The 19,830-nt window shown below is 41.1% G+C and carries 16 protein-coding genes; 7 read left to right on the top strand and 9 right to left on the bottom strand.

The annotated features are described in order from the left end of the window. Window positions 1-35 precede the first annotated feature (35 nt). On the bottom strand, window positions 36-1,118 hold the full coding sequence (locus MMP72_RS04290) for a DUF475 domain-containing protein (protein ID WP_241314876.1): 1,083 nt from the start codon (window positions 1,116-1,118) through the stop codon (window positions 36-38). Window positions 1,119-1,292: 174 nt separating this feature from the next. Here MMP72_RS04290 and tenA point away from each other — a divergent pair, with 174 nt between their 5' ends. Beyond that, window positions 1,293-1,967, top strand: coding sequence for a thiaminase II (gene tenA, locus MMP72_RS04285; RefSeq protein WP_241314874.1), 675 nt, complete (start codon window positions 1,293-1,295; stop codon window positions 1,965-1,967). A 144-nt stretch (window positions 1,968-2,111) separates the two neighbouring features. Here tenA and MMP72_RS04280 read toward each other — a convergent pair whose 3' ends face one another. Beyond that, window positions 2,112-2,465, bottom strand: coding sequence for a DUF1304 domain-containing protein (locus MMP72_RS04280; RefSeq protein ID WP_241314872.1), 354 nt, complete (start codon window positions 2,463-2,465; stop codon window positions 2,112-2,114). 50 nt (window positions 2,466-2,515) lie between these two features. Then, on the bottom strand, window positions 2,516-3,103 hold the full coding sequence (locus MMP72_RS04275) for a DUF2939 domain-containing protein (RefSeq protein ID WP_241314869.1): 588 nt from the start codon (window positions 3,101-3,103) through the stop codon (window positions 2,516-2,518). 295 nt (window positions 3,104-3,398) lie between these two features. Between MMP72_RS04275 and uvrA the strand changes: the two genes are divergently transcribed. After that, entirely contained in the window at window positions 3,399-6,230 is a 2,832-nt protein-coding gene (uvrA, locus tag MMP72_RS04270) for an excinuclease ABC subunit UvrA (protein ID WP_241314868.1), read from the top strand. Window positions 6,231-6,348: 118 nt separating this feature from the next. Continuing rightward, window positions 6,349-6,822 carry a hypothetical protein gene (locus MMP72_RS04265; RefSeq protein WP_241314866.1) on the top strand — a complete coding sequence of 158 codons (474 nt, stop codon included), beginning with the start codon at window positions 6,349-6,351 and terminating at the stop codon, window positions 6,820-6,822. A 10-nt stretch (window positions 6,823-6,832) separates the two neighbouring features. Here the strand turns inward: MMP72_RS04265 and MMP72_RS04260 are convergent, their stop codons facing one another. Together MMP72_RS04260 and blaOXA are read right to left on the bottom strand one after the other, a co-directional pair. Then, window positions 6,833-8,554, bottom strand: a complete 1,722-nt coding sequence (locus tag MMP72_RS04260; RefSeq protein WP_241314864.1) for a GGDEF domain-containing protein — start codon at window positions 8,552-8,554, stop codon at window positions 6,833-6,835. Window positions 8,555-8,878: 324 nt separating this feature from the next. After that, a complete protein-coding gene (gene blaOXA / locus MMP72_RS04255) occupies window positions 8,879-9,715 on the bottom strand; it encodes a class D beta-lactamase (RefSeq protein ID WP_241314862.1) in 837 nt (278 codons plus the stop codon). Between the two features lie 713 nt (window positions 9,716-10,428). Between blaOXA and omp33-36 the strand changes: the two genes are divergently transcribed. Further along, the gene (gene omp33-36, locus MMP72_RS04250; protein ID WP_347005570.1) at window positions 10,429-11,349 is read left to right on the top strand and encodes a porin Omp33-36; all 921 of its coding nucleotides are present in this window, start codon (window positions 10,429-10,431) and stop codon (window positions 11,347-11,349) included. A 119-nt stretch (window positions 11,350-11,468) separates the two neighbouring features. Here omp33-36 and MMP72_RS04245 read toward each other — a convergent pair whose 3' ends face one another. Beyond that, entirely contained in the window at window positions 11,469-12,119 is a 651-nt protein-coding gene (locus MMP72_RS04245; RefSeq protein ID WP_241314858.1) for a response regulator transcription factor, read from the bottom strand. A gap of 359 nt (window positions 12,120-12,478) precedes the next feature. On the opposite strand from MMP72_RS04245, the gene msuE reads away from it, so the two are divergent. Both msuE and sfnG read left to right on the top strand, forming a co-directional pair. Then, window positions 12,479-13,219 carry an FMN reductase gene (gene msuE / locus MMP72_RS04240; protein WP_241314856.1) on the top strand — a complete coding sequence of 247 codons (741 nt, stop codon included), beginning with the start codon at window positions 12,479-12,481 and terminating at the stop codon, window positions 13,217-13,219. A 26-nt stretch (window positions 13,220-13,245) separates the two neighbouring features. Next, window positions 13,246-14,352, top strand: coding sequence for a dimethylsulfone monooxygenase SfnG (sfnG, locus tag MMP72_RS04235; RefSeq protein WP_241314854.1), 1,107 nt, complete (start codon window positions 13,246-13,248; stop codon window positions 14,350-14,352). Between the two features lie 76 nt (window positions 14,353-14,428). Here the strand turns inward: sfnG and acs are convergent, their stop codons facing one another. After that, complete coding sequence (acs, locus tag MMP72_RS04230) at window positions 14,429-16,387, bottom strand: acetate--CoA ligase (protein WP_241314852.1); 1,959 nt, start codon at window positions 16,385-16,387, stop codon at window positions 14,429-14,431. A gap of 448 nt (window positions 16,388-16,835) precedes the next feature. On the opposite strand from acs, the gene MMP72_RS04225 reads away from it, so the two are divergent. Next, entirely contained in the window at window positions 16,836-17,816 is a 981-nt protein-coding gene (locus MMP72_RS04225) for a mechanosensitive ion channel family protein (RefSeq protein ID WP_241314850.1), read from the top strand. On the opposite strand, the gene MMP72_RS04220 is transcribed toward MMP72_RS04225, so the two are convergent. Together MMP72_RS04220 and MMP72_RS04215 are read right to left on the bottom strand one after the other, a co-directional pair. Continuing rightward, window positions 17,796-18,506, bottom strand: coding sequence for a 16S rRNA (uracil(1498)-N(3))-methyltransferase (locus MMP72_RS04220; RefSeq protein ID WP_241314848.1), 711 nt, complete (start codon window positions 18,504-18,506; stop codon window positions 17,796-17,798). The genes MMP72_RS04225 and MMP72_RS04220 overlap by 21 nt on opposite strands. Further along, on the bottom strand, window positions 18,503-19,822 hold the full coding sequence (locus tag MMP72_RS04215; RefSeq protein WP_241314846.1) for a 3-deoxy-D-manno-octulosonic acid transferase: 1,320 nt from the start codon (window positions 19,820-19,822) through the stop codon (window positions 18,503-18,505). Before MMP72_RS04215 ends, MMP72_RS04220 begins: the two co-directional genes overlap by 4 nt. Window positions 19,823-19,830: the final 8 nt, after the last annotated feature.

The following is a 19,830-nucleotide window of genomic DNA, read 5'->3' as shown; positions in this document are numbered from 1 at the left end:
TGTTTTTATTTTAAGCCTTTAAACTGAATTCAAGCTTAAGGCCGTTGTTGCTGTCGTTTGTTATATTGGATCGAAGCGATGACCGCCCAAACAATAAACGCCACACCAATCAAACCTGTGACCACCTCGGGTACATGCACACCAGTACCACTGGTAATCATGATAAATGCCAAAGCACCAATCGCATAGTGAGCACCATGTTCGAGGAAGATATAGGCCTCTAAAGTCCCTTTCTCAACCAAATAAATCGTCATTGAACGTACAAAGATCGCACCAATCGCAAGACCCAGCATAATGATCACCACATCACTGGTAATCGCAAATGCACCAATCACACCATCAAAACTAAAAGATGCATCTAACACTTCCAGATAAAGGAATCCACCGATACCAGCCTTCACCACACCTTTAGCCGCACCATCAGCACCTTGTGTGACTGCATTTCCACTCTCATCCACTTCAGGCTCGCCACCCAATAAATGACTCAAGACTTTCACGCCAATATAGACCACAATGCCCCAAATACCAGCCATGGTCACGACTAGACGTTTCGCTTCATCGACATGCGCCGCCATAATCAACATCGCCACCAATGCGATAAACACCGACATCGCAGGCACGCTTGCCAAATGCGCGAGTTTAGATTCAATCCAACGGAACCAATGCGTTTCTTTTTCATCATCAAAGAAGAAGTTTAAAAACACCATGAGTAGGAATGTACCACCAAAGGCTGCAATCTCAGGATGATGTTCCATGAGGCGTGCTGAGTATGCCTGTGGATCATTCAGTGCCAATCTCACCACTTCCATCATGCCCATATCTGCGGTCACAGCCACGATCATGACGGGGAAAATCAAACGCATGCCAAATACAGCAACGAGAATACCAACGGTTAAGAAAAGCATCTTCCAGAAGTGATCCCAGTTGCGTAATACCGATGCATTCACCACAGCATTATCAAAGGAGAGTGAGACTTCCATAATCGCCAAAATAGCGGTAATGGTCAGTGCTTTGAGCATGGTTGCCACACCCGCCTCAGGGCCATGCGTATAGCCCCAATATGCAGAGAGTGCCAAGCACACGATCGTAAAGAATATTGAAAAACGAAAATGCTTCATGAGCAGCCTTTTATGCGAAATTGTTGGGTCATAAAAATGTGTCTATTGTAGGCGAGTTTTGGCTGAAAGATAGTGCAGATTGTTTCACTTATTTTAATGAAACCGTATGATTGACCCAGAGTCTGCTATAGTTTTTCCACGATTTATTTATTCATTTTCGACTAGGTTCATTCGATGACTTTTTCCCAAACACTTTGGCGCAGTAATCACAATTTATATCAACAAATTTTAGCTTTGCCGTTTAACCAAGAACTTGCTGCTGGCACTTTGGATCGAACGGTTTTTTGTCATTATGTGATTCAGGATGCACATTATTTATTGGCTTATGGTCGCGCACTTGCCGTTGCCGCAGCAAAAGCCTTTGAAGCCGATGATGTGATTCAGTTTTCTGAAGCTGCAAAAATTGCCATCATTGTCGAACGCAGTTTACACAATGATTTTATGCAGGAATTTGGCATCACAAAAACGGAGTTTGAAACCACGCCATTGACGCTGGCTTGTCATCATTACACCTCTTTCTTAACAGCAACCGCTTGGTCAGAAAGCTATCCCGTGATTTTGGCGGCATTACTTCCTTGTTTCTGGATTTATGCAGAAGTGGGCAAGGATATTGTCAGTAAATCAGTCGCCAACAATCCATATCAAGCTTGGATTGATACTTATTCGGGTGAGGAGTTCCATAGCGCGGTACGCAATGTAATTGCCACTGTTGATAAAGTCGCTGCACGCTGTGATGAAGATACTTTAGCGAAAATGCATGCAGCCTATACCATGGGTGCAAAACTAGAATGGTTATTTTGGGATAGCGCGTACCAACAACGTCAATGGCTGGGTTTAGACCACATTTAACCGATTAGAATCATTTATACCGCCGTAAAAAAGCCCCAATAAAGGGGCTTAGTCGTATATCGTATCTTCGATATACTGTATGAGGCTCATCTCAAACTAAGCGCATTAAAACATAAAGCGCAGAGGATGAACACCTTTTATCCATCAAAACACGTTGACGACGATTAAAGCAATCAATGCTGGTACAGCTTGGATATAAATAATCTTTTTACTGGCAGTCAATCCACCATAAATACCCGCGACCAACACACAACCTAAAAAGAAATTCGCAATCGAAACAGCAAAATCTGCGGGTGCAAGTAAAGCCCAAAATAAACCTGCGGCAAGAAAACCATTATAAAGACCTTGATTTTGTGCCAGCACTTTGGTCAGTTGTGCTTTTTCCAAGCTATTACCAAAGGCTTTTAAACCCATCGGTTTATCCCACAAAAACATTTCCAACACTAAAATATAAACATGCAACACAGCAATCAACGCAATAAGAATCTGAGCGAACATTATTATTTATTCCTTGTTATACCGATCATTCATTTCAATTTAGCACCGATCTATTTCAATTGCTCGGTCGGCAGCAAGATTTGTGTGACTTTCCAGCTCAAACCCTGTCTTTGCAAGATAATATTGACTGGCATTTGCTGCTCAGGTTGCTGTATTTCAACCGCAAATTGATGAAAGGATTGATAGCGAGCTTTATAGTTGGCTTTTTTATCGCTGGCTTTTTCTGTACCAGATGACAGCTCGAATTCAGACGGTTGCACAGGCTGAAACTCCACTTTGTCTTGCCATGGCAAACTTTCTTTTAGCTTTTTACCTTGTAACAGCATACTGACACCTTGTGGTGTCACCATGACATCCACCAGTTTATCCACCATTGACGATGCCAATACCGCCCCCAAAGCCGCTAAACCTCGGTCAGATGAAGATACTTGAGGAATATCTTTCAGCATTTGAGCGTTGACCTGATCTTTTAAACTTTGCCGTACACTCGGGAAATCAATATGACCTGCCAAAGCGGTACTGTCATCATTTTTCACAGCTTGGTGAATCTGATAAATCGTGAGATAAGGAGCAGCGAATAAATAGCCCACAACCAATAACAGCACCACAACTATAGAAGTTTTTAATTTTTTTGACATCATCGCCTCAAGATTAGAAATTTATTTTTACTGAATGGTATTTAAAACACACAGATAAACACTTGGGTGGTATAGAAATTTCATGTTAAAACATGCAAGCACATCATGTATCCGACACAAGCTGTCGTTTAAAATCGTTTTGTTACAGCTTGAACAATTTTAAATCGCTATTATATAGAGGGTCTGAGCAAACTTCACAGGTACTTGCAACATACACTTCGTTACCGCAAGTTTTTTAGGCTTGAAGTGGCAACTCTCCCCAAATTTTTATTTTTACCTTAATTGAGATGTTTTTATGAGTCAAAGTCATATCCGTATCCGAGGTGCACGTACCCATAATTTAAAAAATGTGTCGCTCGATATTCCACGTGACAAGTTTGTGGTGATTACGGGACTTTCTGGCTCAGGTAAATCATCCTTGGCATTTGATACGCTGTATGCTGAAGGTCAACGCCGTTATGTCGAATCGCTTTCGGCCTATGCCCGCCAATTTCTGTCGCAAATGGAAAAACCCGAAGTTGACTCAATTGAAGGTTTATCTCCTGCCATTGCTATTGAACAAAAATCAACCAGCCACAATCCTCGTTCAACCGTCGGTACCATTACCGAGATTTATGACTATTTACGTTTGCTGTATGCACGTGTAGGCACGCCCTATTGTCCTGAACATGACCTACCGATGGTCGCACAAACCGTTTCAGAAATGGTCGATGCCGTCAAATCACTGGAAGAAGGCACGGCACTGATGTTGCTTGCGCCCGTGGTACGTGAGCGTAAAGGCGAATACACACAACTATTTGAACAACTCCAAGGTCAAGGTTTTGTACGTGCGCGTGTCGATGGCGAAATTATTGATATTGATACTCCACCTGAGCTGGATAAAAAGAAAAAACATACCATTGAAGTGGTAGTGGATCGTTTTAAGGTCCGTGATGATTTAGGCAATCGTATTGCTGAATCCTTTGAAACAGCATTGCGTTTAGGCAGTGACATTGCCGTTTTATCGTGGATGAATGGTGAACACCCTGAACGTGTTTTTTCAGCCAAACACTCGTGCCCTGAATGTGATCGTGCAGTAGCAGAATTAGAACCACGTTTGTTCTCGTTCAACAATCCTTTTGGTGCCTGCCCTGTCTGTGATGGCTTAGGCACACGTAGCCATTTCAGCGCTGACAAACTGATTCCAAATCCTGAACTCGCGATCAGCCAAGGGGCGATCCGTGGTTGGGATAGACAGCGCCCGTATTACTACACCATGTTGCAAAAAGTCGCAGATCATTTTGGTATTGGCCTAGATGAACCGTGGAATATGCTGGATAAGGATACGCAAAAGAAATTCTTACAAGGCACGGGCAAAGAGAAAATTGACCTCAGTTATATTGATGAACGTGGTCGTAAGCACAGTCGTGTACAAGCGTTTGAAGGGGTTCTACCGCATTTAGAACGCCGTTATCGTGAAACTGAATCGAATTATGTCCGTGATGATTTGGCGCAATATTTATCCAATGCAGCCTGTGATGCGTGTGATGGTTCACGTTTAAATGAAATCTCTCGTCATGTCCGAGTGAAAGATAAAACCATTGCCCAAATTACCCAAATGTCGATTGGTGATGCTGAAAATTACTATCAAGATCTGAATCTTGAAGGTGCTAAAGGTGAAATCGCCGATAAAATCTTTAAAGAGATTCGTGAGCGTTTACATTTCTTGGTCAGTGTCGGTCTCAATTATTTGAGTTTGGCACGCTCAGCCGAAACGCTTTCAGGTGGTGAAGCGCAACGTATTCGTCTTGCATCACAGATTGGTGCTGGCCTAATGGGCGTGATGTATGTACTGGATGAACCGTCGATTGGTCTGCATCAACGGGATAATGATCGCCTTTTACAAACCCTGATTCGCTTACGTGACTTGGGCAATACGGTGCTTGTGGTTGAGCATGATGAAGATGCGATTCGTGCTGCTGATCATATTATTGATATTGGACCAGGTGCAGGGATTCATGGTGGCGTCATTATTGGTGAAGGTAGCTATGACGAAATTGCCAGCAATCAAGACTCTCTCACAGGTCAGTATCTTTCAGGCAAACTGAAAATTGCGATACCCAAAAAACGCACCCTATCGCCACGCCCAGATGAATTCATCAAGCTCTCTGGTGCAAGTGGACACAACCTGCAAAATGTTGATCTTACCATTCCACTTGGGATTATGACCTGTGTCACAGGCGTCTCTGGTTCAGGTAAATCAACCTTAATTAATCGGACCTTATTGCCTTTGGCTGCAACCCAGCTCAATGGTGCGACCACACTTACTGCTGAAAAATTTGATTCGATTGATGGTTTACAGCATCTCGATAAAGTGGTGGATATTGACCAAAGTCCAATTGGACGTACCCCACGCTCCAACCCTGCGACTTATACTGGTTTATTCACCCCAATTCGTGAGTTATTTGCGCAAACACCTGAAGCCAAAGCACGTGGTTATAGTGCAGGTCGTTTCTCATTTAACGTCAAAGGTGGACGTTGTGAAGCCTGTGAAGGCGATGGCATGATCAAAGTGGCTATGCATTTCTTACCTGATATGTATGTGCCGTGTGATGCCTGTCATGGCAAACGTTATAACCGCGAGACTTTAGAAGTGGGTTATAAAGGCAAGAATATTTCTGATGTACTGGAAATGACTGTGGAAGATGCAGCCGAGTTCTTCAGTGCGATTCCTGTGATTCACCGTCGTTTAGATACGTTAATTCAAGTCGGTCTTGGTTATATTCGTTTAGGGCAAGCGGCAACCACGCTTTCAGGTGGTGAAGCACAACGAGTTAAGCTGGCACGTGAGTTAGCAAAACGAGATACAGGTAAAACTTTATATATCTTGGATGAACCAACTACAGGTCTGCATTTCCATGATATTGCCAAGCTACTCGACATTTTGTATGAGCTACGCAATAAGGGGAATACCATTGTGGTGATTGAACATAATTTGGATGTGATCAAAACTGCCGACTGGGTGATTGATTTAGGGCCTGAAGGTGGTTCGGGTGGTGGTCAGATTATTGCCGAAGGAACCCCTGAAGATGTGGTGAAAGTAAAAGCATCTCATACAGGGAAATTTTTAAAAGCTTTGTTGAAATAGTGCATTTTCCTTTACCATTAATAAATGCTAAAGTTTTCAGCAGGATTAAGCAACAAACTTAGTCCTGCTTGTGACACAACAATTTGAACACCTTCGAATAAAAACCAGTGACAATTAAATGCATGAATTAGATACAAATAAATTGCAATTTAAATTTGATTTAGAATTTAGCCTAAAGACAACAGAAGATATTCAACAATGGGCTATACATGCTCTAGAAATTGATTCTTCAAATGAATTAGCATTAGATATTTGTTTTTTGTCTACAACTGACCAAATCTTGGATTATTTCAAGAACATCGACCGAAGTAATTTATTAATAAATCAAAGTAGGCAAATCATTTATAAAAAAATAGGTAATCACATTACACATCTTTTTAATACAACTCTGTCAACAGAGTTTATATCTCATGCTTTTCAGCGACTCCTAAATATCGCCCAATATATCGAAGATGATGAGTTATATAGTTTTATAAATCATTATGCTGATGAATTTCATCTCGCATTATATGAATGTTCTAAATATGAATTGAATGAAGTATTCCCATTATTTTTAGTAGAATTAAAAAGTTGGGTACAAAATTATTGTTAAAACTGTGTCCCTACCCCTCCACTATATTCTTCCCTTTCGCCTTCGCTTTGAGCAACGACTGATCCGCTTTTTCTAATAACCCTAACCAGCTATTTGCCCCAATTGCCACGCCAATACTGACAGAAACCTGAATCGATTCACCCCGACTCAAAACAGCAATACTCTGTTTTAAAATTGCTAAACGGATACTTTCTGCAATGACTTTGACCGCATCCATTTGAATATTTTCAATAACAACCAAAAACTCATCACCGCCATAACGAACGATCAAATCAGAAGCACGCACATTCTGTTTAAGCTGATCTGCGATCATCGTAATCACTTGATCGCCCACGATATGTCCATACTGATCATTCACGAACTTAAAATTATCAATATCAATCGCGATCACGCAGGTGTTAGACAATGACTCAGATTTTGACTCAATAACATGAATATATTCTTCCAGCGCCAAACGATTCGCCACACCAGTCAACACATCTGAATTTGCAATTTTCTTAAGCTGCAACTCCATCATGTCGCGTTGCTTCAACATGCCCTTTAATTTATCAATTGCTTCAAATAATGAGAAAAATTCTTCCTTATTTTTGTTCATTGAAACGTACTCATCAGACGTTCCCGACAAACTCAAAATCATATTTCGTGCATGAATTAATGGGCTAAAAACTTTTCTCTTGGTGTAAATCATCGTGAAAATAGCGATGAGCAAAGATAAGCTAGAAATACAAAGTGTAAAAATAAATTGTAATTTGGCTTGTCGATTTTGTTGATCTGCAACCTCTATGCTGTAATCCAAAATATAGTTTTGCAAATCTATCACCGTTGTAAATTTACCGACTATTCGCTCAGTAAGTTGTGTTCCAGTTAGAAAATATGCTTCATTATTGTTACTTTCATCAAGCAACCTCGAAACAATGGGAAGACCTTTATCCAAGAACTCGGTTTTTACCCGTTTGTAGAGCTGTACATATTCAGGTGTTTTCGATAGCTCAGGCTGAATCGTATCAATCAACTTCCACAGATAGACTGCTTGATGCTGTGTTTGTAATGATCGTGCTCTATTTTCATCAGAGATTTTTTCATCAAAAGTCACAGGCGCCATAATATTTGAAGCCACCCGACCCGCCTGATCTCGCATATCCGTTAAAACAAGGATCGATGTAAAATAATTCGACATCTTACTGCTCTTACTATTCGACTGAACCAGTAACTCAGTTAAAAACTCACGGCTCTCATCCCAAACCTCAAACATTGATAAGATCGCGTGGTCAAATTGAGCAGATGTCCGTTGCTCAATGGGTATATTTGGATACGCATTAACAATTGTGCGCGCTTGAGCCAATTTAGCCTTGAGGTTTATCTCTAACCCCTGTGCGATCCGCTCAAAACCATTTTGTTTTAAAACATCTATCGTCTGATTGATCTGTGTATCAACAACTATTCGATATTCTTCTAATTCTTGTCGATTATTGAATAAATCTTTGGGTTGACTCGACATGACCTTATTTGCAGGCGCACGTTCTCTAGATATCTTATTTACGGTTTTAACCAAAGTACGAAGGCTAATAATTTCTGCTAGTGTTTGTTTTGTTCTTATATACTCTTGATAGCTATTAATAATTAAAGGAATAGAAAGATATGAAATCGAAAAAATAATGACAAGCATGCAAAGAAATAGGCGACGGCTTATGTGCTCTGAACGCAATTTTGAATTTTTTAAGTCACCTCCCATGAACACACCTTGGGCTTTTCAAAAGCTATTTCGATTAATTTATAAACAGTGAATCATTCTACCCGAATCCCAAAAAGCTGTGATGACTTTCTTCATTTATCTAAGGGTCTAGAAGGTTCACCAAAAATAATGATCGACATAACAGATCATTATTATAAAAACTATCAATTTCACAAATTACTTTCCAAGGAACATAATTGACTCAAGCACCAAGATTTATCAATTTAAAACAGAAACCCTCAAGGATGTTTTCTCCCCCAATGATAAACATCCTTTTTCGAACCCAGCTTTATCTAAAAAGCTGGGTCTTTTTTTGAGAAAAGTCTATTTGGGTAATAAGTTCAACTGTTGTAATGCTTGATAGACGATGGCTTTACGCGCATCTGCATGCTCTGGTTTATTCATTTCCATATTGAGAGAAAATGCAGTAATTTTTCCGTCGGGTTGTTCAATCCAACCCGTCCACCAGCCCACTTGCGGTACTACATCCATACCCCAACCACTTTTGGCATAAATCTTGGTTCCTTGAACGTCATCAACCAAAACCATGTGTTTCACTTGCTGTTGAACAGTTTGCTCAAATGGAAGCTGCTTATTTGCCAAAGCATAAGCAAATTTTACTTCATCAACAGGTGTAATCTTAAGTGGGCCCACCAACCAAAAATCATCAACTTGCGTTCCAATCTCAGCATTGCCAAAGCCAACTCGTTTTACCTCGTTCGCCATCAACTCTAATCCAATACGCCGAGCCAATTCCTGATAAACAGGGACTGCCGATGCCTGCATCGCCTCAGCTAGAGTTAAATCTTTTTCCCAGCTCACAAAAGCACGTTTTTTGCCATTCCACTTAAACACTTCGTTTGGCGAACTTTTGTGATGTTGTATCCCAATCAAAGCATTTAATATTTTGAAAGTTGATGCTGGAATATATGCAGTATTCGCACGACCAAGGTCATTGCCATATTCTCGAAGCGTTTGCCCATCATAAGTGAGAAATACACCTACAGTTTGGGCATGTTGAAATAAAGCAGCGATCTCGGTTTGATCATCTTTTTTTAAATCGGCTGTTTGAGTTCGGGAGTCCAAATTTTGACAACCCACCAAAGTAAGCCCAATCGTTAAAGATGCACAAAGCGTAAGATGTTTTAGCATTTTTGACATAATAGAAAAATGGGAATCGAGTATAGAATTGATGACTATAAAGCGTTTGTATGATTCACTCTGTATTGTTATTTCATCTATAATAGGAAATGAACAGATAAAAAAAAGCTCGACCTTGGGGAAAGCCGAGCTAGTAAACTACAAATACACAAAGAAAATGTTACGAGATCGTAAAATGCAAATTACCTATCTCTTGCCTTGTATTATGTGAACTACACCTCATAATGTAAAACTGATTAAACGAATCATATTTTAATATTTAATCGAAATATTAGATTAGATCTCTACATCATTCCTTCGTCTACTTTAAATTGATCATGGTTTACACAAAATTTCTTCAGTATTTTTTGTATATTTGATCGCAAAATTATTGAAAAAATATGCTTAAAGCTCATTTTTAATGGCAGAATTATGACATAGGGTAGTATATATTAAGTGTAAAAAACGATCGTATTAATCGAATTAACCAATCATACAAATCAGATCCAAGCCTTAAAAACAATCTTCAACCTTACGAGTAAAAATCCATATCTACTTGTTAATTATAAATTTTAAAAAAGGTTGACAACAAATTTTGCTTTTGTTTGTTTTTTAACCTAAATCTAATCAGAGCTTCACCCTTCGTCGGAGGCTGCGATTTATGACATTGACATCATACTTTGTTACAATACAATGAGTCCAACTTAACTCAATCACTGTTAAAGCTGGAAATTATTATGAAAAAACTCGGTTTAGCCACTGCTTTATTATTAGCCATGACCGGTGCCAACGCTTACCAAGTTGAAGTTCAAGGTCAATCTGAATTTTTAGATACAACTGTAAATGACAAAAACTTTACTGGTGCTGGACAAGCAACTTATTACTTCAAAGATGTAGACGCTTCTAAAGGTCCTTTAGCAGAAGCGGCTTTCTTAAACCACGCATCTAATGTTTCTGCTGCTTATAGCTATACTAAACATGATGGTGATGAAGTTGTAACTTCTGAAACTCAATCGTATGGCGCAAAAGGTGAAGCTTACATCCCTACACCATACCTTCCAGTATATACCAGCGCATCTTATAGCCACACTAAATCTAAAGTTGACGGCGAAAAAGACAATGGCGATCGCTATGCTTTAGAAGTTGGTGCGATGCTTACACCTAATTTCTTGGTTGCTGTAGGTTATACCAGCATTGCTGATCAATTTGCTTTAGATGCAAACAGCGTACTTTCAAGCGGTATCGTAAAATCAGTAGCTCAGCCATTAGTAATTGGCGAAGACCAAGATGCAATCACTGCACGTACTAAGTATGTAGGTAACATCGACGGTACCAATATGGCTGTAGGCTTTGAAGCCGGCCTTGTGTACGGTGATACAACTGCTTATGAATTAAAAACTGACTTCTATGTAACGCCTAAGTTAAGTGTTGGTGCTTCCTATGCAGAAGTAAGCGCAAGCTCTAACCCAGCAAATGACAAATTCTCTCCAATCAAATCTGCTTGGGGCGCGAACGTAAACTACTTCATCACTCCAGCTGTTGCTGTTGGTGCAAGCTACGTTAATGCGAATGCAAAAAGCTTCCAAGACGAATTTGGTGATACTGTAAATTTAGATACGCAAACTGTTGGTGTAAACGCGAAGTTCCGTTTCTAAGATTGCATCTGTGCTCTAAAAGCACATGATCCATCGTAAAAAACCAGTTCATTTGAACTGGTTTTTTATTTTTAAAGGTGAGAGAAATAGAGTATCTCGACCCTTTTCTTTGTATTCAATTACATCTTTTTGTCTTCAATATTTAATGCACTAATGGCTAATACCGCTTGAGTTCGGTTTTGTACACCTAATTTACGGAAAATCGCAGTCACGTGCGCTTTAATCGTGGCTTCAGAGACCTCTAACTCATAGGCAATTTGTTTATTCAACAATCCCTCAGCAACCATCATTAGAACACGAAACTGTTGCGGTGTAAGGGATTGCAGTCGCTCTGCCAAAGCGGTCTCATCAGCAGCTCTTGGATCGAAACCTGCATGTCTTGGTAAACTTGGTGGTAACCAAATTTCCCCTTCTAATACATGCTTAATGGCTTCACCAATATGGCTTGGATGTGATGACTTTGGAATATAACCCATTGCACCATGTGCGATAGAACGCTGAATAATCGACGCTTCTTCGTGTGCTGAAACCACAATGATCGGCATCGCAGGGTATTGTGCCCGCACATAAACTAAAGCAGAAAAACCAGATGCGCCAGGAAGGTTTAAATCTAGCAAGACCAGATCAGGTTCTGCACCCTGCTCTAATCGCCGATAAAATTCATCGACATCAGCCGTTTCTTGGATCTGCGCTTGTGGCAAACTGTAACGAACCGCTTGAATTAAAGCATGTCTAAAGAGAGGGTGATCATCTACAATTAAAATATTCATAAGCGCTTAAGCAATCTGCTGTTTTAGTACGTCACTGTACGGTGTTTATTAAAATTAACCTATCTAAGCCTATTTTTAAATAAACCATTGGTCAAGCACTCTGACATTTTTTATTTCTTTTTCAAGCAAAATAAATCGAATATTCATATAACTGACATCCTCTTTATTCAAAAGTAAGCCCCTGAAAGAAATACTGAATAGAAACATGCGATTAAATCCAATTAAATTCTGATTCATGCTTGTTTTTAGATATATCGATAAAAAAGATAAGCTTGCAGCATTTCCTTATTTTACAGTGGTACGGCAGGTGTAGGTAAATAAAAAGCAATTCGTAATATGCTTTTATTTAGGTAATCACTATGTCCAATCGCAATACTGTTTCTACTCCGCTCAATATCGTTGCTGTTTCAGGTGGTTTAAATAGCCCGTCAAAAACGGAAAGTTTAATTCAGGCAATTGTTGATGAGCTTGCAGAAGCTATTGATATCAAACTACATTTTGTAAAACTCAGCGAAATCGGACCTTTATTGGGTGGTGCAATTTACCGCAATCAATTACCACAACGAGTACAAGATGACTTGGCAGCGGTAGAAGCAGCCGATGCATTGATTGTGGGTACACCCGTTTACCGTGCTTCGTTTACAGGCTTATTCAAACACTTCTTCGATTTTGTTGAACAAACAGCTTTGGTCGATGTTCCTGTTTTATTGGCTGCTTCAGGTGGCAGTGACCGTCATGCATTGGTACTAGAACATCAATTACGCCCTTTGTTTAGCTTTTTCCAAGCACAGACCTTGCCTATCGGTGTCTATGCCACAGATCGAGATTTCACACCTGAATATACAGTAAAAAGCGAACAATTATCTGATCGCGTCACCTTAGCTGTAGCACGTGCTTTACCCATCTTAGAGTGGGCACCAGCCAAGGGTCAACGCGCTGCGGTAATCAAAGCAAAAACCGAACAAGCCAATCAGAACTTGGGGATTAATAAACAGATTGAACAAGCAGAGGTTTTACCATCTGCGGCTGTTCCAGACTTAGATGCAGCTGAGTCTCGTCTACACCCCAAGTCAGCTAAGAACTTAACCCACGTCGCATAAAATCAATCTTTATGGAGGACACAACGATGACAATAGCAGAATCGGCAATTAAATTTGCCTATTGGGTTCCCAATGTGAGTGGCGGTCTCGTTGTGAGCAACATTGAACAACGTACCGACTGGAGCTATGACTATAATGTGCGCTTAGCACAAGCCGCAGAAAAAAGCGGGTTTGAATACGCACTCACCCAAATCCGCTTTACCGCAGGTTACGGCGCAGAGAATCAACATGAGTCAGTCAGTTTTAGTCATGCGCTACTTGCCAAGACTGAAAAACTTAAAGTGATTGCGGCAATCTTACCAGGTCCGTGGAAACCAGTATTAGCAGCAAAACAATTGGCCACCATTGATTATCTGACCCAAGGGCGTATTGCGATTAATGTAGTCAGTGGTTGGTTCCGTGGTGAATTTGATGCCATTGGCGAACCATGGCCTGAACATGATGAACGCTATGTCCGTTCGGAAGAATTCATTCGCACCCTGAAAGGCATCTGGATCACTGATCATTACAGCTTTAAAGGTAAATATTATCAATTTCAAGATTACACTTTAAAGCCAAAGCCACTTCAAAAACCATCTATTGAGGTTTTTCAGGGTGGTAGCTCACGTGCGGCCCGTGATATGGCGGCCCGCGTGTCAGATTGGTATTTTACCAATGGCAATAGTGTTGCAGAAATCAAAAAACAGGTCGATGACGTTCGAAGTAAAGCAAAGTTAGCTCATCGACAGGTGAAGATTGGGGTCAACGCATTTATCATTGCCCGCGATACCGAGGAAGAGGCTAAAGCTGTACTGAATGAAATCATTGCTCAAGCCAATGTTGAAGCCGTGAATGCTTTCGGTGATGCCACCCGTGAAGCGGGTGCAGCAGCGCCTGAACGCGAAGGCAATTGGGCAAAATCAACCTTCGATGATTTAGTTCAATATAACGATGGCTTTAAAACCAACTTAATTGGTACACCGCAGCAAATTGCTGAACGAATTGTGGCTTTAAAAAGTGTCGGTGTTGATTTAGTGCTCTCAGGCTTTCTACATTTTATTGAAGAGGTTGAATATTTTGGAGAGAAAGTTCTGCCATTAGTCCGCCAGTTAGAGCAGGAACAAGAAAATCATCTAGAAGTAAAATCCGCTTGATTGCAGCAGGTAATAAGAAGAAAAATAAAAGCATTGCAAAAATTACCCCCAAGACTCGGCTTGGGGGTTTTTCTATTTATCCTTCGACACTGCTAACTGCTGGATAAACCGTTGCAATTAAGGCATCGACCACCGCTGGTTCAGCAAGGGTTGAAGTATCCCCTAACGTATCCAACTCATTTGCTGCAATCTTTCTCAAGATACGACGCATGATTTTACCAGAACGAGTTTTTGGTAATGCTGGTGCCCAATGTAAGGCATCAGGTGTTGCCACTGGACCCAGTACTTTACGCACCCAATTCACCAACTCTTTGCGTAGCTCTTCAGATTCCGCAACATCTGCTTGTAAGGTGACAAAGGTACAAATGCCTTGCCCTTTAATATCATGTGGCATACCGACCACAGCCGCCTCTGCAACGGCCTCATGTGCAACCAGTGCGCTTTCAATTTCAGCCGTTCCTAGACGGTGTCCAGAGACATTGAGCACATCATCGACACGCCCTGTAATCCAGTAATACCCATCCTCATCACGACGTGCGCCATCACCTGTGAAATAACTATTTTTAAAGGTTGAGAAATAGGCTTCAATAAAGCGATCAGGGTCGCCCCAAATCGTACGCATTTGGCCTGGCCAAGAATCTTTAATCACAAGGTTACCTTCATTGGCACCTTCAAGCTCATTGCCTTCGCCATCCACCAAAGCAGGCTGAACCCCAAACATTGGTCGAGTTGCTGAACCTGGTTTTAATGCAGTTGCGCCAGGTAACGGCGAGATCAGAATACCGCCTGTTTCTGTTTGCCACCATGTATCGACAATTGGGCAGCGTCCTTCACCGACCACTTCATTATACCAATTCCATGCTTCTGGATTAATCGGCTCACCCACCGAGCCTAATAAGCGTAGGCTACTACGATCACTTTCACGGACATAGGCATCACCCTCACGCATCATGGCGCGAATCGCGGTTGGTGCGGTATAGAGAATGGTGACATTATGTTTATCAATAACATGACCAATACGCGCCCATGTTGGGTATTGAGGAATCCCCTCAAACATCACAGTTGTGGTGCCATTACACAGCGGTCCATACAGTAAATAGCTGTGCCCTGTAATCCAACCCACGTCAGCCGTACACCAGTACACATCATCTTCTTTAAGATCAAATACTTCTCTAAAAGTCGTATTCACATAGACTAAATAACCACCCGTGGTGTGCAATACGCCTTTCGGTTTTCCTGTCGAACCTGAGGTATATAAGATAAATAGTGGGTCTTCCGCTTTCATCGGTTCAGGTGGACAATGTTCATCCACTTCCATGATTTCGAGGTGATACCACAAATCACGCGCTTCATTAAACTGAATTGGGTTGCCCGTACGATGCACCACAATCACATGTTCAACGCTATCTGTACCTTGAATCTCTAAGGCAGCATCCACGTTTTCTTTCAGTGGAATAATCTTGCCACCGCGCATTCCAGCATCAGCAGTGATAACGAGTTTTGCTTGGCTATCATCAATACGGCTCGCCAAAGAGTCTGGCGAGAAGCCACCAAACACTACACAATGCACGGCACCGATACGCGCACATGCCAACATGGCAATCGCCGCTTCGGGTACCATTGGCATATACAACACCACACGATCACCTTTGCCGATACCCTTTTTCTTAAGCACATTGGCAAAACGGCACACTTCATCGTGCAACTCAGCAAAAGAAATGATTTTATGGCGTGATGGGTGATCGCCTTCCCATATAATCGCTGGCTTCAGTGGGTTATCTTTTAAATGACGATCCAGACAGTTCGCAGAGACATTCAGCTCACCATCGGCAAACCATTCGATTTTAAAATTATCTGGGTCAAAACTGGTATTTTTGACTTGGGTAAATGGCTTCATCCAATCAATATTTTGTGCTTCTTCTGCCCAAAATGCATCAGGCTGTTCAATTGAATATTGATAGCGATTGAAATAGTCTGTTTCCGAGATTCTTGCCGTTTCTTTAAATTTTTCAGGCACTGGGTAGATTTCTTTCATAACTTATACTTCCTTGGTCTTTTATCTCACGCCCTAGATGTACGCATCTATTTCTTGGGTATGTTGTGCTCTCTTGCAGTATGGCGACCAACTACAAGCCTAAACAATGCGGCTTTGGTCGTAGGAGTGTGGTTCTTATACAACCAATTTAGCTTTAAAATTTACTCAAAATAATTGAAATATGAACTGCTTGTCTATGTTTTTTATTTTCAAAAAAGTGCATTATTTTGATCATTGACCATCGATCCAAACAGCGAACAATGAGAAAAAAACCAACCCTGATTGTTCATCCAGTAACATTTCCCCCAACAATCAGCATAACCTATTCAGGCTGGCTCGTTATAAAATAAAAATATAAATCGGTTAATGAATTTCTCATATGGGGCAGTCAGAAATTCATTATGATGACGTTCTTGACTATCCCTCATAGCGAAATAGAGACTTTCCTTTGGCAAACGAACAAACAACATTGACTGAAGTGGCTAAAGATACAGGCGCACTGATTCATCAAGCAGGTACAAAGACCAGCCAAACGGTATTGGCGCATACTGAAAAATATCACGATGCCTACACCACGATTGATAAAATCATGGATAGTTTTTGGGAGCGTATTCCCTATATCGGTATTGCAATTACAGTTTTCATTATTTTTTGGCTACTGACCAAGTTGTTTAAATTCTTTATCCGTAAGACCTTAGAAAATCGTAGTTACACACGCCAAAATCTGGTCTTGGTACTGAACCGTGTGGGGAGTACTTTTATTCTGTTCTTTGGTTTCTTGATTGCGCTGGTGATTGCCATTCCAGGCTTCACTCCAGGTCAATTGATTGGGGCATTGGGTATTGGTTCGGTCGCGATTGGCTTTGCATTTAAAGATATTTTCCAGAACTTATTATCAGGTGTACTGATTTTATTGGGAGAACCGTTCAAAATTGGCGATGATATTGTGGTCAATGGTATGGAAGGCAATGTTGAAGATATTCAAATCCGCGCAACATTCTTACGTTCACCAGATGGCCGCCGTATCGTGATTCCCAATGCCACCGTCTACACCAGTGCAATTACCGTCAATAACGCCTATCAGCGTCGCCGTTGTGATTTTATCGTGGGTATTGGCTATGATGATGACATGCAAAAAGCCAAAGATATTATTTTAAAAATTTTAAATCATAATCGTAATGTATTGAGTCAACCCGCCTTTTCCGTCAATGTCTCTGCACTCGCTGACTTCTCGATTAATTTAACCGTGCGTTGGTGGGTCAACACCACCGAAACCTCTACAGCCACCTCCATCAGTGAAATTCAGGAATTGGTGGTCACTGCCTTCGATGAGCAAGGCATTTCTATTCCTTATCCAGTTCAAGAAGTCAAAGTATATCGTGGTGATCAAGCTGAAAATACGGACCCTTCAGACAAACAATCTTCCTAAAATATGGGACACCGCGGTTTCTGTACGCAAAATTCGGTTGCCTAAGCTCATGGCTTGGCAGCCATTTTTTTTGAGCAAATCTACTTCATAAGGGATAAATCCCCCCTCTGGTCCAACAAGCAAGCTACATGAATGCTGAATGGCATACGGCATCGGCTGTTCAGCGTAGGGATGTGCCACATAAGCTGGCTTTTGCTCAGTAATCAACGTGGGTAAGACATCTTCGACAAAAGGCTTAAAACGTTTATACAATTGAATTTCAGGTTCAATGGTATCACCTGCCTGCTCTAACCCCAAAGTGACATAGTTATTCAACTGCTGTAAAAATGGGCTTTGCCAATAGCTCTTATCCACACGATAACTATGAATCAAGCTAATCCGTTCAACCCCTAAAGTGACCGCATCCATAATCATACGACGCAACACTTTAGGACGTGGTAAAGCCAGAATTAAATGCACAGGTCGTTTTTCTGGAACAGCTTCGAGCTGAATCGGTTTCAGCACAATCTGCCGCTCTGAAATACTCAAAACTTCGGTGAGATAACGCTGACCATTACGTACACCCACTTTCAGCGTATCACCAATATTTAGCTGAATATGCTGTCTTAAATGTTGTAATTGACGTGGATTTTCAATCAACCATTCATCAGCGAGAAGCGTTTGATCGGATTCAAGTAACACAATATTCATGATACATCGGTTACTGTTAAATAATGATCGAGCAACTGAATATGCTTTTGTAGAGAACCTTGATTACGTTGCAACACCAGTTGTGCTTGCTGAATCAGTTGCTGGGTTTGCGTTGAATCATCTAAACAGGTTAAAAGTTGTTGTACAACCTGCTCAGCATTTTCCCCAATCAAAATCCCTTGCTCTGCAACAAATTCATCGACGATCGTTTGGAAATTAAAATAACGTGGGCCGATCACCGTCGGCACATTGAGTACCATCGGCTCTAAAATATTGTGTCCACCACCAGGTTCATTGAGTGAACCACCAACAAAACAAGCCTGACTCAGTGCATACCACAGCCACATTTCACCCATACTGTCGGCTAAAAAAACTTGCGTATCAGCCTCAATACGCTGTTTTAAGCTGCGGCGTTGAGTATTTAAATTTAGATTTTGGCAACCGTTATAGACCTCATCAAAACGTTCAGGGTGACGCGGCACCACGATACAAAGTAAGTTTGGATTTGAATGTAGATGTGTTTGAAGCTGCTTCAGTAAGATTCCTTCTTCAGGTGCATGAGTGCTTGCCAGCGTAATGATTTGGCGACCAGCCAACGGCCAGTCTTGTTTCAACTGTTCAGCTTGTTCAATAAAATGAGTTGGTGCTGTGATATCAAACTTAATATTGCCCACCACCTGACTTTTAGCTTGATCCAAACCTAAGTCGACATAACGCTGTTGCGTGGCAGAATCCTGAACCAGCATCCATGTGAGTTGCTGTAACATCGGTTTGGTTAATCGACTGACTTTGGCATAACCCTTGGCTGATTTTTCTGAAAGACGAGCATTCAACAAAAGACATGGAATCTGTTGCTGTTGTGCTTCAGCAATTAAATTTGGCCAGATTTCTGTTTCAACCAGAGCCAAAATTTTCGGCTGATACAATGCAAAAAATTGCTTGAGTAATGGCTTTTGATCGACAGGCAAATATACCGCCTGAAATAAATCGAGATACGGTTCTTTTAAAAATAATGATTTTGCGCGGGCTTGCCCCGTCTTGGTGGTATTGGTCACTAGAACAGGATGACCTAGTTTTAAATAATGCTCAATTACAGGCTGTGCTGCATTGGTTTCACCGACAGAGACCACATGAAACCAAAGGGTATTGAGATTTTTAGGCGGCTGGAAAGGTCCGAAACGCTCGATACATTCCTGCTGAAACAGCACATCACTTTCGGCACGTTGCTTTATTTTCCAACGATATAACGGCTTGAGACAAACCAATAAAAGGTTATACCAAAATGGGGTTTGCTGTGCTGCGTTGTTCTGCGCCATTCGAGACC

Origin of the sequence: Acinetobacter sp. NIPH 2699, assembly GCF_022549355.1 — a bacterium.
GTDB lineage: Bacteria > Pseudomonadota > Gammaproteobacteria > Pseudomonadales > Moraxellaceae > Acinetobacter.
The sequence above is the reverse complement of the archived record's forward strand: the minus strand, read 5'-3'. Positions and strand labels throughout refer to the sequence as shown.